The sequence below is a fragment of the Streptomyces sp. NPDC059255 genome, from assembly GCF_042752355.1.
Lineage (GTDB): Bacteria > Actinomycetota > Actinomycetes > Streptomycetales > Streptomycetaceae > Streptomyces.
The window spans coordinates 32,387-47,223 of record NZ_JBHYZP010000038.1; the positions used below are offsets into that span (position 1 = coordinate 32,387).

The window sequence follows — 14,837 nt, forward strand, 5'->3', positions numbered from 1 at the left end:
GTATGGACATGATGTACCGGATGCTCTTCCGGCTGGTCTTCCGGCGGATGGACCCCGAACAGGCGCACCACCTGGCCTTCCGGTGGATCCGGCTCGCCGCCCGCGTCCCCGTGCTGCGCACCTTCGCCGCCGCCGCCCTCGCGCCCCGCTTCGAGGAGCTGCGCACCGAGGCGTTCGGGCTGCGCATGCACGGCCCGTTCGGGCTCGCCGCGGGATTCGACAAGAACGCCGTGGGCATCGACGGACTGGCGATGGCCGGCTTCGACCATGTCGAGATCGGCACCGTCACCGGCGAGCCGCAGCCCGGCAACCCGAAGCAGCGGCTCTTCCGGCTCGTCCCCGACCGCGCGCTGATCAACCGCATGGGCTTCAACAACGAGGGCTCCGCCGCGGTTGCGGAGCGCCTCGCGGCCCGTGCGGCCCGTGAGCCGGCCTTCAGGACGACCGTCGGCGTCAACATCGGCAAGACCAAGGTCGTCCCCGAGAGTGAGGCGGTCGCGGACTACGTGCTCTCCACGGAGCGCCTGGCCCGCCACGCCGACTACCTCGTGGTCAACGTCAGCTCGCCCAACACCCCCGGGCTGCGCAGCCTCCAGGCCGTCGACCAGCTCAGGCCGCTGCTCACCGCCGTGCGCGAGGCCGCCGACCGCACCGTCCCCGGGCGCCGGGTGCCGCTGCTGGTCAAGATCGCGCCGGACCTCGCGGACGAGGACGTCGACGCCGTCGCCGACCTCGCCGTGGAGCTGGGCCTGGACGGCGTCATCGCCACCAACACCACCATCGCCCGCGCGGAGCTCGGCCTCGTTTCCGGCCCCGACCTGACCGCCGAGACCGGCGGGCTCTCCGGCGCGCCGCTCAAGGAGCGCTCGCTGGAGGTGCTGAGCCGCCTGTACGCGCGTGTGGGCGACCGGATCACCCTGGTGGGCGTCGGGGGCGTGGAGGACGCCGAGGACGCCTGGCAGCGCATCCTGGCCGGTGCCACGCTCGTCCAGGGATACAGCGCGTTCATCTACCGGGGCCCGTTCTGGAGCCGCGAGATCCACAAGGGGCTCGCGGCGCGGCTCGCGCTCTCCCCGTACGCCACGCTCGCCGAGGCCGTCGGCGCGGCCACGAGGTCCACCAGGGACACCGCGAACCGGAAGCAGGCCGACGCATGAGCGCACCGATCCCTCCCCGCCCCGCGCACCCCGTGGTCCCCTTCGGGGCACGGCTGCGGCAGGCCATGGACCGCCGTGGCCCGCTCTGCGTCGGCATCGACCCGCACGGCTCGCTCCTCACCGACTGGGGGCTGAACGACGACGTCGCCGGCCTGGAGCGGTTCACCCGTACGACGGTGGAGGCGCTGGCCGACCGGGTCGCCGTGCTCAAGCCGCAGTCGGCGTTCTTCGAGCGCTTCGGCTCGCGGGGCATCGCCGTCCTGGAGAAGGCCGTCGCGGAGGCACGGGCGGCCGGGGCACTGGTCCTGATGGACGCCAAGCGCGGCGACATCGGCTCCACGATGGGCGCGTACGCGGCGGCCTACCTCGACCCGGCCTCACCGCTCTTCTCGGACGCGGTGACGCTTTCCCCGTACCTCGGCTTCGGCTCGCTGCGCCCGGCGCTGGACGCGGCCTCGGCGGCCGGCTGCGGGGTCTTCGTCCTCGGGCTGACCTCCAACCCGGAGGGCGCCGAGGTGCAGCGCGCCACCGCCGCCGACGGGCGCCCGCTCGCGGGGCTCATGCTCGGCCACATGGCCGCCGAGAACGCGGGTGCGACGCCGCTCGGCTCGGTCGGCGCCGTCGTGGGGGCCACCCTCGGTGATCTCGCGGACACGGGCGTGGACCTCGCGATCAACGGGCCGCTGCTGGCGCCCGGCATCGGAGCGCAGGGCGCGACGCCTGCGGATCTGCCCGCGGTCTTCGGCGCGGTGGTCGGCAACGTCGTACCGAGCGTCAGCCGGGGTGTTCTCCGTCACGGTCCGGATGCCGGAGCGCTGCGGAAGGCCGCGGACCGCTTCGCGGACGACGTGAGAACGGCCGTCGGCGGTGACGCGGCGGGCAGGTGACGGAGGCAATGCGCGGCTTCCTGTCCAAAAAGTTGGGCAAAATGACCAAAATGTCACCCCTGATCGATGCTGACCAGGACTTTTCGTCTGTTCTCGCTGACTCGGGCGGAGTTGGCCGCTAGTCTCCGTCGAGAGCCAACGCGCAGTTCGTTGCCCGTTGCTCGCCTGGTGTGGGGCGATTAGGTTCCGCACCGGTCCGTATCCGACAGTTCGACATCCGAGGTGACGTAGGCGTGGCTCTTCCGCCCCTTACCCCTGAACAGCGCGCAGCCGCGCTCGAAAAGGCCGCCGCGGCTCGCCGGGAGCGGGCCGAGGTCAAGAATCGACTCAAGCACTCCGGCGCTTCGCTCCATGACGTGATCAAGCAGGGTCAGGAGAACGACGTCATCGGGAAGATGAAGGTCTCCGCCCTCCTTGAGTCACTGCCCGGCGTGGGCAAGGTCCGTGCCAAGCAGATCATGGAGCGGCTCGGGATCTCCGAGAGCCGCCGCGTGCGGGGTCTCGGCTCCAATCAGATCGCGTCCCTGGAGCGCGAGTTCGGCGGTGGCGGCGCCTGACGTTTCCGGGTTCCCCCGGGAACCTGGATAATCACCGCATGGCAGCAGACGTACGACCGCGGCTGACCGTGCTCTCCGGCCCCTCCGGGGTCGGCAAGAGCACGGTCGTCGCGCATATGCGCAAGGTCCACCCCGAGGTATGGCTCTCGGTGTCGGCCACCACGAGAAAACCGCGCCCCGGCGAGCGCCACGGCGTCCAGTACTTCTTCGTCACCGACGACGAGTTCGACAAGTCGGTGGCCAACGGCGAACTGCTGGAATGGGCGGAGTTCGCGGGAAACCGTTACGGCACCCCGCGGCAGGCGGTCCTGGACCGGCTGGCCGCGGGGGAGCCCGTACTCCTGGAGATCGACCTCCAGGGCGCCCGGCAGGTCAAGGAGTCGATGCCGGAGTCCCGGCTGGTCTTCCTGGCCCCGCCGAGCTGGGACGAGCTGGTGCGCAGGCTCACCGGCCGGGGCACGGAGTCGCCCGCGGTGATCGAGCGCAGGCTGGCGGCCGCGAAGGTGGAACTGGCCGCCGAGTCGGAGTTCGACACGACGCTGGTCAACACCTCGGTCGAGGACGTCGCACGCGAGCTGCTAGCCTTGATGGCACTTGCATGATCTTTAGTGTGCCGTCCGGATACCGGGGGACCACCGGAAGTGCGAGAAGCGCGAGAACCCTCGGAACCACGAGGATTCCCCGGTCCGCGGTGCACGGTCCGCACTCCCCTGAGGGTGCGGCCACAGTATTTCCCTGAAGTATTTCCCTGATTTTTCTTCGGAAGGCAAGAGAGTGTCCTCTTCCATCACCACGCCCGAGGGCATCATCAACCCGCCGATCGATGAGCTGCTCGAAGCCACGGACTCGAAGTACAGCCTCGTGATCTACGCGGCCAAGCGCGCGCGCCAGATCAACGCGTACTACTCGCAGCTCGGCGAGGGCCTGCTTGAGTACGTCGGTCCGCTGGTGGACACCCACGTCCACGAGAAGCCGCTCTCGATCGCCCTGCGCGAGATCAACGCGGGTCTGCTGACCTCCGAGGCCATCGAGGGCCCGGCCCAGTAGGCGCCCAGGCACCACACGTTTTTCGGCACAGGCCCGGTGGAGCGACCGCCGGGCCTGTGGTGTGTCATGGGAGCTGTCACGTTCTGGTCGGGGCCGGTGGAGGGGAGTGGGCACGGTGGACAAGCCGAAGGTCGTTCTGGGGGTCGCCGGGGGGATCGCCGCGTACAAGGCGTGCGAGCTGCTGCGCCGGCTGACCGAGTCGGGCCATGACGTACGGGTCGTGCCGACCGACTCGGCGCTGCACTTCGTCGGGGCGGCGACCTGGTCGGCCCTGTCCGGGCATCCCGTCTCCACCGAGGTCTGGTCGGACGTCCACGAGGTGCCGCACGTACGGATCGGCCAGGGAGCCGACCTGGTCGTCGTCGCCCCGGCCACCGCCGACCTGCTCGCGAAGGCGGCGCACGGCCTCGCGGACGACCTGCTGACCAACACGCTCCTCACGGCCCGCTGCCCGGTCGTCTTCGCACCCGCCATGCACACCGAGATGTGGGAGCACCCCGCCACCCAGGAGAACGTCGCGACCCTGCGCGCCCGGGGCGCCGTCGTCGTCGAGCCCGCCGTGGGCCGCCTCACCGGCGCCGACACCGGCAAGGGGCGGCTGCCGGACCCGGGCGAGATCTTCGAGCTCTGCCGCCGGATCCTGGCCCGTGGCGTCCCCGCGCCCGACCTGGCGGGACGCCATGTGGTGATCAGCGCGGGCGGTACGCGCGAGCCGCTCGACCCGGTCCGCTACCTGGGCAACCGCTCCTCGGGCAAGCAGGGGTACGCCCTGGCCCGTACGGCCGTCGCCCGGGGGGCCAGGGTCACGCTGATCGAGGCGAACACGGGGCTGCCCGACCCGGCGGGCGTGGACATGGTCCACGTCGGCACGGCCGTACAGCTCCGGGAGGCCGTGCTGAAGGCCGCCGCCGAGGCCGACGCGGTGGTCATGGCGGCGGCCGTGGCCGATTTCCGGCCGGCCGCCTACGCCACGGGCAAGATCAAGAAGAAGGACGGCGAGGAGCCCGCCCCGGTCGCCCTCGTCCGCAACCCCGACATCCTCGCCGAGCTCGCCGCCGAGCGGCCCCGCCCGGGACAGGTGGTCGTCGGCTTCGCGGCGGAGACGGACGACGTCCTCGCCAACGGCCGGCGCAAGCTGCGGCGCAAGGGGTGCGACCTCCTCGTGGTCAACGAGGTCGGGGACCGCAAGGCGTTCGGCGCCGAGGAGAACGAGGCCGTCGTCCTCGCGGCCGACGGTGCGGAGACGCCCGTACCGTACGGTCCGAAGGAGGCCCTGGCGGACGTGGTCTGGGACCTGGTGGTGCCCCGGGTGGTGGCCGGATAGCGACGGGCGGCGGCGACGTGCCGAGGTCACGGACGGCCTCGGCGGCGGGCCCATGTCCGCCGGCGTCGGCGTAGGTGGCGAGGAGCCTCCGGCCGGATGAATTCTTCGTTACGCACCCTTCCTCCCCCTGTGCCGCTTACGCGCCCTTCGTCACATCTTTCTCAGGGCTCTGGCCAGGGGCGATCACCGTGGCGCATAATGCGAGACCGCGAGCGTGGGGGCTCCCACAGATCGAGACACTTGCCCCCGTGGCCCGATTCGACCGATAAAGTGGTCGAGGACCGCCGCGGGGCGTGCAGCGCCCCGTACGTCCGCCAATGATCAGCCAGCAGCCGCTGCAACCTCAGGGAGCGATGTGTCCCGCCGTCTGTTCACCTCGGAGTCGGTGACCGAAGGTCACCCCGACAAGATCGCTGACCAGATCAGCGACACCATTCTCGACGCGCTCCTCCAGGAGGACCCGTCCTCCCGGGTCGCCGTGGAAACCTTGATCACCACCGGTCTGGTGCATGTCGCCGGCGAGGTGACCACCAAGGCGTACGCGCCGATCGCCCAGCTCGTGCGGAACAAGATCCTGGAGATCGGCTACGACTCGTCGAAGAAGGGCTTCGACGGTGCCTCCTGCGGCGTCTCGGTCTCCATCGGCGCGCAGTCGCCCGACATCGCGCAGGGCGTCGACACGGCGTACGAGAAGCGGGTCGAGAGTGCCGCCGCGGGCGGGGACGACGACGAGCTGGACAAGCAGGGCGCCGGCGACCAGGGCCTGATGTTCGGCTACGCCTGCGACGAGACCCCCGAGCTGATGCCGCTCCCGATCCACCTCGCGCACCGGCTCTCGCGCCGCCTCTCCGAGGTCCGCAAGAACGGGACCATCCCGTACCTGCGCCCCGACGGCAAGACCCAGGTCACCATCGAGTACGACGGCGACAAGGCCGTACGCCTCGACACGGTCGTCGTCTCCTCGCAGCACGCGTCCGACATCGACCTGGACTCGCTGCTCGCCCCCGACGTCCGTGAGTTCGTCGTCGAGCACGTGCTCAAGGAGCTGGTGGACGACGGCATCAAGCTGGACACCGAGGGCTACCGCCTGCTGGTGAACCCGACCGGGCGCTTCGAGATCGGCGGCCCGATGGGCGACGCCGGCCTTACCGGCCGCAAGATCATCATCGACACGTACGGCGGCATGGCCCGCCACGGCGGCGGCGCCTTCTCCGGCAAGGACCCGTCCAAGGTCGACCGCTCGGCGGCGTACGCGATGCGCTGGGTCGCCAAGAACGTCGTGGCCGCGGGCCTCGCCGCCCGCTGCGAGGTCCAGGTCGCGTACGCGATCGGCAAGGCCGAGCCGGTCGGCCTCTTCGTCGAGACCTTCGGCACGGCCACGGTCGAGCCGGAGAAGATCGAGCAGGCCATCGGCCAGGTCTTCGACCTCCGCCCGGCCGCGATCATCCGCGACCTCGACCTGCTGCGCCCGATCTACGCGCAGACCGCGGCGTACGGCCACTTCGGCCGGGAGCTCCCCGAGTTCACCTGGGAGCGCACGGACCGCGTGGACGCGCTGCGCGAGGCCGCGGGCGTCTGAGCCGCGGACCGCATTCCTGAGCGAGGCCCCGGACACCACCTCGGTGTCCGGGGCCTCGCTGTCGGCCGGGGGACGTCGGGGACATGGGGCGTCCGGCGGTTCACGCGGTCGTCGTGGCGCGGCGTCCGGCGGATCTCCGCGGGTGTGGCGGTGTCGGTGGCGTCTGGTAGGTATGAAGCTGTGAGCAGCGACAACGAGCGGCCCGACGAACCCGCCGGTGGTGGGCCCGAGCAGCTTGCGCTCATTCGGGAGAGTGTGCGGAAGGCGAAGGTGCCGCGGGCCAAGCCGCGGACCTGGCGGGGGGCCGCGCTGGCCGGGGGGTTGCCGGTGGCGCGGGTGGTGGTGAACAAGGGGGTGCTCCATCTCGACCAGTTCTTCGACTACGCCGTGCCCGAGGAGCTGGACGAGGCGGCGCAGCCCGGGGTGCGGGTGCGGGTGCGGTTCGGGGCCGGGGCGCGTCAGGTGCGGGGCGGGCGGCGTGAGGGCGGCCGGCTGATCGACGGGTTCGTGGTGGAGCGGCGGGCCGAGTCGGACTACGCGGGCCCGCTCGCCGCGCTGGCCGGGGTCGTGTCCACCGAGCCGGTGCTCGGCCCGGAGCTGCTGGGGCTGGCGCGGGCCGTCGCCGACCGGTACGCGGGGAGCCTCGCCGACGTGCTCCAGCTCGCCGTGCCGCCGCGGAACGCGCGCGCCGAGGCGAAGCCGTCGCCGGAGCCGGCCCCGCCGCCCGCCGCGCCGGAGCCGGGGGGCTGGGAGCGGTATGCGAACGGGCCCGCGTTCCTCGGCGCGCTCGCGGGAGGTGGCGCGCCGCGCGCCGTGTGGACCGCGCTGCCGGGGCCGGGCTGGGCGGACGAGCTGGCGCGGGCCGTCGCCGCGACGCTCGCCTCGGGGCGGGGCGCGCTCGTCGTCGTACCGGACGGGCGGATCGCGGCGCGGGCCGACGCCGCGCTGACGGCGCTGCTGGGCGAGGGGCGGCACGCGCTCCTCACGGCGGAGGCCGGGCCCGAGAAGCGCTACCGGGAGTGGCTCGCGGTGCGGCGCGGCGCGGTGCGGGCGGTCGTCGGGACCCGTGCGGCCATGTTCGCGCCCGTCCGGGACCTGGGGCTGGTGGCCATCTGGGACGACGGCGACTCCAGCCACAGCGAGCCGCACGCCCCTCAGCCGCACGCCCGCGAGGTGCTGCTGCTGCGCGCCGCGCACGACAAGTGCGGCTTCCTGCTGGGCAGTACGTCGTGCACGGTCGAGGCGGCCCAGCTCGTCGACACCGGCTGGGCGCTGCCGCTGGCTGCGAGCCGGGAGCAGGTGCGTACGGCCGCGCCGCTGGTGCGCACCATCGGCGACGGCGAGCTGGCGCGCGACGAGGCGGCGCGGGCGGCCCGGCTGCCCAGCCTCGCCTGGGGGGCCGTCAGGGACGGGCTGCGCAGCGGCCCGGTGCTGGTGCAGGTGCCCCGCCGCGGCTATGTGCCCCGGCTGGCCTGCGAGCTCTGCCGTACCCCGGCCCGGTGCCGGCACTGCGCGGGGCCGCTGGAGGCCCCGCGCGAGCGGGAGCTGCACTGTGGCTGGTGCGGACGGGAGGAGCCGGACTGGCACTGCGCCGCCTGCGGGAGCCCCCGGCTGCGCGCGCGGATCGTGGGGGCACGGCGTACGGCGGAGGAGCTGGGCCGGGCCTTCCCGGCCGTCCCGGTCCGTACGTCGGGACGCGACCATGTGCTCGACTCCGTGCCGGGGCGCCCCGCGCTCGTCGTCAGCACGCCGGGCGCCGAGCCCGTCGCGGAGGGCGGCTACGCGGCGGCGCTGCTGCTCGACGGCTGGGCGATGCTCGGCCGCCCCGATCTGCGGGCGGGCGAGGAGGCGCTGCGCCGCTGGACGCAGGCGGCGTCCCTGGTCCGGGGGCAGGGCGAGGGCGGCACGGTGGTGGTGGTCGCCGAGCCGACCCTGCGGCCGGTGCAGGCGCTGGTCCGCTGGGACCCGGTGGGGCACGCGCGGCGTGAGCTGGCCGAGCGGACCGAGCTGGGGTTCCCCCCGGTGTCACGGATGGCCGCCGTGGTGGGGCGCACGGAGGCGGTGGACGCGTTTCTCGCCTCGGCCGAACTACCGGGCGACGCCGAGGTGCTGGGGCCCGTACCGCTGCCCATGACCGACCCGGGCCGGCCGCGCAGGCCGGGCGATCCGCCGCCGGGGGAGCGCTGGGAGCGCGCCCTGCTCCGGGTGCCGCCGGGCAGCGGCGCCGCGCTGGCACGGGCGCTGAAGGCGGCTCAGGCGGCGCGGATGTCGCGGGGCGGCGGCGATCCGGTGCGGATCAGGATCGATCCCCCGGACATCGGCTGAGGGGACATCAGCTGAGGCCCTAACGGGACGGGGCGCGGCGGTGCGGCCGGGCGGCTGCCGGCCGCACCGCGCTCTGCCGCCCGTACGCGGTGGGGGTGCGGTACGGGCTGGCTCGTCGCGCCGTCGACGGGTGACCGGCTCCGGCGCGTGGGGAGGGGCGAGGGGAGGGAGTCTCAGCCGCCGCGTGGGCCGGGGAAGGCGTTGGGGCGGCTCTCCTCGCGGAGCGACGGGAGGCTCGCGGACGGCTGCGGCGGCATCGAACGGGCCGCCGGCACCGCGGGGACGGCGCCCGGCAGCGAGGCACGGGGCGCGCCGGGGTCCTGCGCGCGGTCCGGGTCGGCCGCGCCGGGCTGCTGCGTGGCCCGCCGCGTACCGTAACGCCGGTGCACCGCCTGCTTGGTGACCCCCAGCGCCGAACCCACCGCGTCCCACGAGAACCCGAGCGAGCGGTCGAAGTCCACCGCCGCGGTCACCAGTGTCTCGACGCTGTCCCGCAGCTCCTGCGCGAGGCGGACGGTCGGGGCGGGCGCCCTGCCGTAGACGACGAAGCCCGTGGAGGGGCCCGAGCGCCGCGGGCGGTAGACGTTGCCCAACTGGGCGGTGAGCGTGCGCAGCGCGTCCACCTGCCGCCTGACCCGCTCGATGTCCCGCACCAACAGGTGCAGACTTGCCCGGGCTTGTGCGTCGTGGGTTGCGTGGTCGGCCATGAACAAGCCTCTCGAACCGGCATGGAAAAGGATCCGGGCCGCACCGGTGCGGCCCGCGTGGGTCAATCTCTCTTGACAACGCTCCATTGGGCGATGTGGTCACGCTGCGGGGGCGTATGCGCATATGCGCGGGGCGCACAGGCCGTCGTACGCCCCCTGAGGCGGGGGGACGGGACTCCCCGCTCGCGCATCTACACTGGTACGCCGTTCACGGGCCCGCGAAGATCCGTACCGGTCCCGCGGCACCGGGCCGCCGCGCGGCGGCCCGGACGGGAGCGTCTCCGGCCCTCCGGCCGGTACTCTCCCTCCGTTCGACCACCAGTCCGAGAGGTAGTCAGCCACCGATGAAGCTCGTCTTCGCCGGCACCCCCGAGGTCGCCGTACCCGCCCTGGACGCACTCATCGCCTCGGAACGGCACACCGTCGCCGCCGTCGTGACCAGGCCCGACGCACCCGCGGGACGCGGGCGCAGGCTGGTGGCCAGCCCGGTCGCCCAGCGCGCGGAGGAAGCGGGCATCGAGGTGCTCAAGCCCGCCAAGCCCCGGGACGAGGACTTCCTCGCCCGGCTGCGCGAGATCGGCCCCGACTGCTGCCCGGTCGTCGCGTACGGCGCCCTGCTGCCCAAGACCGCCCTCGGCGTGCCCGTCCACGGCTGGGTGAACCTGCACTTCTCGCTGCTGCCCGCCTGGCGCGGCGCCGCGCCCGTGCAGCACGCCGTCATGGCCGGCGACGAGATGACCGGCGCGGCCACCTTCCAGATCGAGGAGGGGCTCGACACCGGCCCCGTGTACGGCGTGCTCACCGAGCACGTCCGGTCCACCGACACCAGCGGCGACCTGCTGACCCGGCTGGCGTTCGCCGGTGCCGGACTGCTCTCCGCGACCATGGACGGCATCGAGGACGGCTCCCTGGTCCCCGTACCGCAGCCCGCCGACGGCATCTCCCTCGCCCCCAAGATCACCGTCGAGGACGCACAGGTCGACTGGGCCGCCCCCGCGCTCCGCGTCGACCGGGTCGTACGCGCCTGCACCCCCGCGCCCGGGGCCTGGACGCTCTTCCGCGGCGAACGGCTCAAGCTCGTCCAGGCCCGGCCCGCACCCGAGGCCGACACCCTGGCGCCCGGGGAGCTCGCCGTCGGCAAGAACACCGTGCACGCCGGCACCGGCTCGCACGCGGTCGAACTGCTCTGGGTCCAGCCGCAGGGCAAGAAGCCGATGCGCGCCGCCGACTGGGCGCGCGGAGTGCGGATCGCCCCGGACGAACGGCTCGGCACCGCCGACGTAGGCTGAGAGGGATCCACTCTTCTCACCGCGGAGCACCTTTGAACGAGCAGGCCACGCGCCGCCCCTCCAAGCCGTACCGCCGCCCCAAGAAGGACCCCGTACGGCTCCTCGCCTTCGAGGTGCTCAGGGCCGTCGACGAGCGGGACGCCTACGCCAACCTCGTGCTGCCCCCGCTGCTCAAGAAGGCCCGCGAGAACAGCGACTTCGAGGCGCGGGACGCGGCGCTCGCCACCGAGCTGGTGTACGGGACGCTGCGCCGCCAGGGCACGTACGACGCGATCATCTCGGCCTGCGTGGACCGGCCGCTGCGGGAGGTCGACCCGCCGGTGCTCGACGTGCTCGCGCTCGGCGCGCACCAGCTCCTCGGCACCCGGATCCCCACCCACGCCGCGGTCTCCGCCAGCGTGGACCTGGCCCGGGTGGTGCTCGGCGACGGGCGCGCCAAGTTCGTCAACGCCGTCCTGCGCAAGATCTCCAAGGACGACCTGGACGGCTGGCTGGAACGGGTCGCGCCGCCGTACGACGAGGACGCGGAGGACCATCTCGCGGTGGTCCACTCGCACCCCCGCTGGATCGTCTCGGCGCTCTGGGACGCCCTCGGCGGCGGGCGCGCCGGAATCGAGGACCTGCTCGAAGCCGACAACGAACGCCCCGAGGTGACCCTCGTGGCCCGCCCCGGACGCTCCACCACCGACGAGCTGACCGACCTGCTCGGCGCGGACACGGTGCTGCCGGGACGCTGGTCCCCGTATGCCGTACGGCTCGCCGAGGGCGGCGAACCGGGCGCCGTCGAGGCGGTACGGGACGGCAGCGCCGGGGTCCAGGACGAGGGCAGCCAGCTCGTGGCCCTGGCCGTGGCCAACGCGCCGCTGGAGGGCGCCGACACGCGCTGGCTCGACGGCTGCGCGGGTCCCGGCGGCAAGGCGGCGCTGCTGGCCGCGCTTGCCGCCGGACGCGGCGCCGCGCTCCTCGCCGCGGAGAAGCAGCCGCACCGCGCCCGGCTCGTCGAGCGCGCCCTCGCCGGGAACCCGGGCCCGTACCAGGTCATCGCCGCCGACGGCACCCGCCCGCCCTGGCGCCCGGGCTCCTTCGACCGCGTCCTGGTCGACGTCCCCTGCTCGGGGCTGGGCGCGCTGCGCCGCAGGCCGGAGGCGCGCTGGCGGCGCCGCCCGGCCGACCTGGACGGTTTCGCGCCGCTCCAGCGCGGGCTGCTGCGCGAGGCGTTCCAGGCCGTACGGGTCGGCGGCATCGTCGGGTACGCGACCTGCTCCCCGCATCTCGCCGAGACCCGGGTCGTCGTCGAGGACGTCCTCAGGGGCCGGGGCGGCCCGCCGGTCGAGGCCGAGTGGGTCGACGCCAGGCCCCTGATGCCCGGCGTCCCGGCGCTGGGCGACGGCCCCGACGTACAGCTCTGGCCGCATCTGCACGGCACGGACGCCATGTACCTGGCACTGCTGCGCCGTACGGCCTGAGCCGCTTCCGGGCGTCCTGAGCCACCGCCGGTCCGTGCGCGGTGGCTCAGGCCGTCGGTCAGGCGCCCACGTACTCCGCGAGGTGCTCGCCGGTGAGGGTGGAGCGGCCGGCGACGAGATCGGCCGGCGTGCCCTCGAAGACGATCCGGCCGCCGTCGTGGCCGGCGCCGGGGCCGAGGTCGATGATCCAGTCGGCGTGCGCCATGACCGCCTGGTGGTGCTCCACGACGATGACCGACCTGCCGGAGTCGACGAGCCGGTCGAGCAGGCCGAGCAACTGCTCGACATCCGCGAGGTGGAGGCCGGTGGTCGGCTCGTCGAGGACGTAGACCTGCCGGTCGGCGCCCTTCTCGGCCAGGCGGGTGGCGAGCTTGAGCCGCTGCCGCTCGCCGCCGGAGAGCGTGGTGAGCGGCTGGCCGAGGGTGAGGTAGCCGAGCCCGACGTCGGAGAGCCGGCCGAGGATCGCGTGCGCGGCGGGCGTCCGCGCCTCGCCGGAGCCGAGGAACTTCTCCGCCTCGTCCACCGACATCGCGAGCACCTCGCTGATGTCGCGGCCGCCGAGGTGGTGGTCGAGCACGGCCGGCTGGTACCGCTTCCCCTCGCACTCCTCGCAGGTGGTGGCGACGCCGGCCATCATCGCCAGGTCGGTGTAGACGACACCGGCGCCGTTGCAGTTGAGGCAGGCGCCCTCGGAGTTGGCGCTGAACAGCGCCGGCTTCACGCCGTTGGCCTTCGCGAAGGCCTTGCGGATCGGTTCGAGCAGTCCGGTGTACGTCGCCGGGTTGCTCCGCCGGGAGCCGCGGATGGGGCTCTGGTCGACCGACACCACACCGGGGCCGGCCGTTCCCGGGCCGTCGACCAGCGACCCGTGCACGAGCGAGCTCTTGCCCGAGCCCGCGACCCCGGTGACCACGACCAGCACCCCGAGCGGGATGTCGACATCGACGTCACGCAGGTTGTGCGCGGACGCGCCGCGGATCTCCAGCGCCCCGGTGGGCGTCCGTACCTTCTCCTTGAGGGCGGCCCGGTCGTCGAAGTGGCGGCCGGTGAGGCTGTCGCCGGCCCGCAGCCCCTCGACGGTGCCCTCGAACTGGACGGTGCCGCCCGCCGTACCGGCGCCGGGGCCGAGGTCGACGACATGGTCGGCGATCGCGATCATCTCCGGCTTGTGCTCCACGACGAGCACCGTGTTGCCCTTGTCGCGCAGCCGCAGCAGCAGGCCGTTCATCCGGCCGATGTCGTGCGGGTGCAGGCCGATGGTGGGCTCGTCGAAGATGTAGGTGACATCGGTGAGCGAGGAGCCGAGGTGACGGATCATTTTGACGCGCTGCGCCTCGCCCCCCGACAGCGTGCCCGCTGGCCGGTCGAGCGAGAGATAGCCGAGGCCGATCTCCACGAACGAGTCGAGGGCCGCCCCCAGCGCGGTGACGAGCGGCGCCACCGACGGCTCGTCGATGCCGCGCACCCAGTCGGCCAGGTCGCTGATCTGCATCGCGCAGGCGTCGGCGATGCTGATCCCGTTGATCTTCGAGGACCTGGCCCCCTCGTTGAGCCGGGTGCCGTCGCACTCGGGGCAGGAGGTGAAGGTGACCGCCCGGTCCACGAAGGCCCGGATGTGCGGCTGCATGCCCTCCCGGTCCTTGGCGAGCATCGACTTCTGGATCCGCGGGATCAGTCCCTCGTACGTCATGTTGATGCCCGCGATCTTCATCCTGGTCGGCTCGCGGTGGAGGAAGTCGTGCAGCTCCGTCCCGGTGTACTCGCGGATCGGCTTGTCCGGGTCGAAGAAGCCGGAATCGGTGTAGAGCCGGTAGTTCCAGCCGCCCGGCTTGTAGCCGGGGACGGTCAGCGCGCCGTCGGCGAGCGACTGGGAGTCGTCGTAGAGCTGGGTCAGGTCGAGATCGGAGACGGTGCCCCGGCCCTCGCAGCGCGGACACATGCCGCCGGTGATGCTGAAGCTGCGGCGCTCCTTCACGGTCTGTCCGCCGCGTTCCACGGTGACGGCCCCCGCCCCGCTGATCGAGGCGACGTTGAAGGAGAACGCCTTGGCCGAGCCGAGATGCGGCTGCCCGAGCCGGCTGAAGAGGATGCGCAGCATCGCGTTGGCGTCGGTCGCGGTGCCGACGGTGGAGCGGGGGTCGGCGCCCATCCGCTGCTGGTCGACGAGGATCGCCGTCGTCAGCCCTTCGAGCACGTCGACCTCGGGCCGTGCCAGCGTCGGCATGAAGCCCTGGACGAAGGCGCTGTACGTCTCGTTGATCAGCCGCTGCGACTCGGCGGCGATCGTGCCGAACACCAGGGAGCTCTTGCCCGAGCCGGAGACACCGGTGAACACCGTCAGCCGGCGCTTCGGGATCTCGACGCTGACGTCCTTGAGGTTGTTCACGCGCGCGCCGTGCACCCGGATCAGATCGTGGCTGTCGGCGCTGTGGACGCCGTCCGGCGCGGACGGCTGCGTGCCCGTGCTCGTGGCTATGCTCATCGTGGTGTCTCCATGGT

At 73.2% G+C, this 14,837-nt stretch carries 12 protein-coding genes; 10 read left to right on the forward strand and 2 right to left on the reverse strand.

Annotation, left to right across the window (positions count from 1 at the left end):
- Positions 1 to 11: 11 nt before the first annotated feature.
- The 8 genes from ACFXKG_RS33220 (at position 12) to ACFXKG_RS33255 (ending at position 8,876) form a co-directional block, all read left to right on the forward strand.
- Positions 12 to 1,157, forward strand: coding sequence for a quinone-dependent dihydroorotate dehydrogenase (locus ACFXKG_RS33220; protein ID WP_384846992.1), 1,146 nt, complete (start codon positions 12 to 14; stop codon positions 1,155 to 1,157).
- On the forward strand, positions 1,154 to 2,044 hold the full coding sequence (gene pyrF, locus ACFXKG_RS33225; protein ID WP_384846904.1) for an orotidine-5'-phosphate decarboxylase: 891 nt from the start codon (positions 1,154 to 1,156) through the stop codon (positions 2,042 to 2,044). Before ACFXKG_RS33220 ends, pyrF begins: the two co-directional genes overlap by 4 nt.
- A 233-nt stretch (positions 2,045 to 2,277) precedes the next feature.
- Positions 2,278 to 2,601 carry an integration host factor gene (locus tag ACFXKG_RS33230; protein WP_329828420.1) on the forward strand — a complete coding sequence of 108 codons (324 nt, stop codon included), beginning with the start codon at positions 2,278 to 2,280 and terminating at the stop codon, positions 2,599 to 2,601.
- 38 nt (positions 2,602 to 2,639) lie between these two features.
- Positions 2,640 to 3,203 carry a guanylate kinase gene (gene gmk, locus ACFXKG_RS33235; RefSeq protein WP_384846906.1) on the forward strand — a complete coding sequence of 188 codons (564 nt, stop codon included), beginning with the start codon at positions 2,640 to 2,642 and terminating at the stop codon, positions 3,201 to 3,203.
- Positions 3,204 to 3,375: 172 nt separating this feature from the next.
- Positions 3,376 to 3,648 carry a DNA-directed RNA polymerase subunit omega gene (gene rpoZ, locus ACFXKG_RS33240; RefSeq protein WP_003970369.1) on the forward strand — a complete coding sequence of 91 codons (273 nt, stop codon included), beginning with the start codon at positions 3,376 to 3,378 and terminating at the stop codon, positions 3,646 to 3,648.
- Between the two features lie 115 nt (positions 3,649 to 3,763).
- Positions 3,764 to 4,972: a bifunctional phosphopantothenoylcysteine decarboxylase/phosphopantothenate--cysteine ligase CoaBC gene (gene coaBC, locus ACFXKG_RS33245; RefSeq protein ID WP_384846908.1), complete on the forward strand. Its 1,209-nt coding sequence runs from the start codon at positions 3,764 to 3,766 to the stop codon at positions 4,970 to 4,972.
- A gap of 355 nt (positions 4,973 to 5,327) precedes the next feature.
- Positions 5,328 to 6,551 carry a methionine adenosyltransferase gene (metK, locus tag ACFXKG_RS33250; RefSeq protein ID WP_384846910.1) on the forward strand — a complete coding sequence of 408 codons (1,224 nt, stop codon included), beginning with the start codon at positions 5,328 to 5,330 and terminating at the stop codon, positions 6,549 to 6,551.
- Between the two features lie 180 nt (positions 6,552 to 6,731).
- Positions 6,732 to 8,876: a primosomal protein N' gene (locus ACFXKG_RS33255; protein WP_384846912.1), complete on the forward strand. Its 2,145-nt coding sequence runs from the start codon at positions 6,732 to 6,734 to the stop codon at positions 8,874 to 8,876.
- Positions 8,877 to 9,049: 173 nt separating this feature from the next.
- On the opposite strand, the gene ACFXKG_RS33260 is transcribed toward ACFXKG_RS33255, so the two are convergent.
- Positions 9,050 to 9,583: a hypothetical protein gene (locus tag ACFXKG_RS33260; protein ID WP_382896254.1), complete on the reverse strand. Its 534-nt coding sequence runs from the start codon at positions 9,581 to 9,583 to the stop codon at positions 9,050 to 9,052.
- 344 nt (positions 9,584 to 9,927) lie between these two features.
- Between ACFXKG_RS33260 and fmt the strand changes: the two genes are divergently transcribed.
- Positions 9,928 to 10,872 (forward strand): methionyl-tRNA formyltransferase, encoded by a 945-nt coding sequence (fmt, locus tag ACFXKG_RS33265; protein ID WP_384846914.1) that lies wholly within the window; start codon positions 9,928 to 9,930, stop codon positions 10,870 to 10,872.
- 32 nt (positions 10,873 to 10,904) lie between these two features.
- Positions 10,905 to 12,338 (forward strand): RsmB/NOP family class I SAM-dependent RNA methyltransferase, encoded by a 1,434-nt coding sequence (locus ACFXKG_RS33270; protein ID WP_384846916.1) that lies wholly within the window; start codon positions 10,905 to 10,907, stop codon positions 12,336 to 12,338.
- 58 nt (positions 12,339 to 12,396) lie between these two features.
- Here the strand turns inward: ACFXKG_RS33270 and ACFXKG_RS33275 are convergent, their stop codons facing one another.
- Positions 12,397 to 14,820 carry an excinuclease ABC subunit UvrA gene (locus ACFXKG_RS33275; protein WP_384846918.1) on the reverse strand — a complete coding sequence of 808 codons (2,424 nt, stop codon included), beginning with the start codon at positions 14,818 to 14,820 and terminating at the stop codon, positions 12,397 to 12,399.
- Positions 14,821 to 14,837 lie beyond the last annotated feature (17 nt).

Bases quoted from the DNA above. Each gene is read 5' to 3' on its own strand.
- ACFXKG_RS33260 (WP_382896254.1), bottom strand. From the start codon at position 9,583: ATGGCCGACCACGCAACCCACGACGCACAAGCCCGGGCAAGTCTGCAC.
- pyrF (WP_384846904.1), top strand. From the start codon at position 1,154: ATGAGCGCACCGATCCCTCCCCGCCCCGCGCACCCCGTGGTCCCCTTC.
- ACFXKG_RS33275 (WP_384846918.1), bottom strand. From the start codon at position 14,820: ATGAGCATAGCCACGAGCACGGGCACGCAGCCGTCCGCGCCGGACGGC.
- gmk (WP_384846906.1), top strand. From the start codon at position 2,640: ATGGCAGCAGACGTACGACCGCGGCTGACCGTGCTCTCCGGCCCCTCC.
- ACFXKG_RS33220 (WP_384846992.1), top strand. From the start codon at position 12: ATGTACCGGATGCTCTTCCGGCTGGTCTTCCGGCGGATGGACCCCGAA.
- fmt (WP_384846914.1), top strand. From the start codon at position 9,928: ATGAAGCTCGTCTTCGCCGGCACCCCCGAGGTCGCCGTACCCGCCCTG.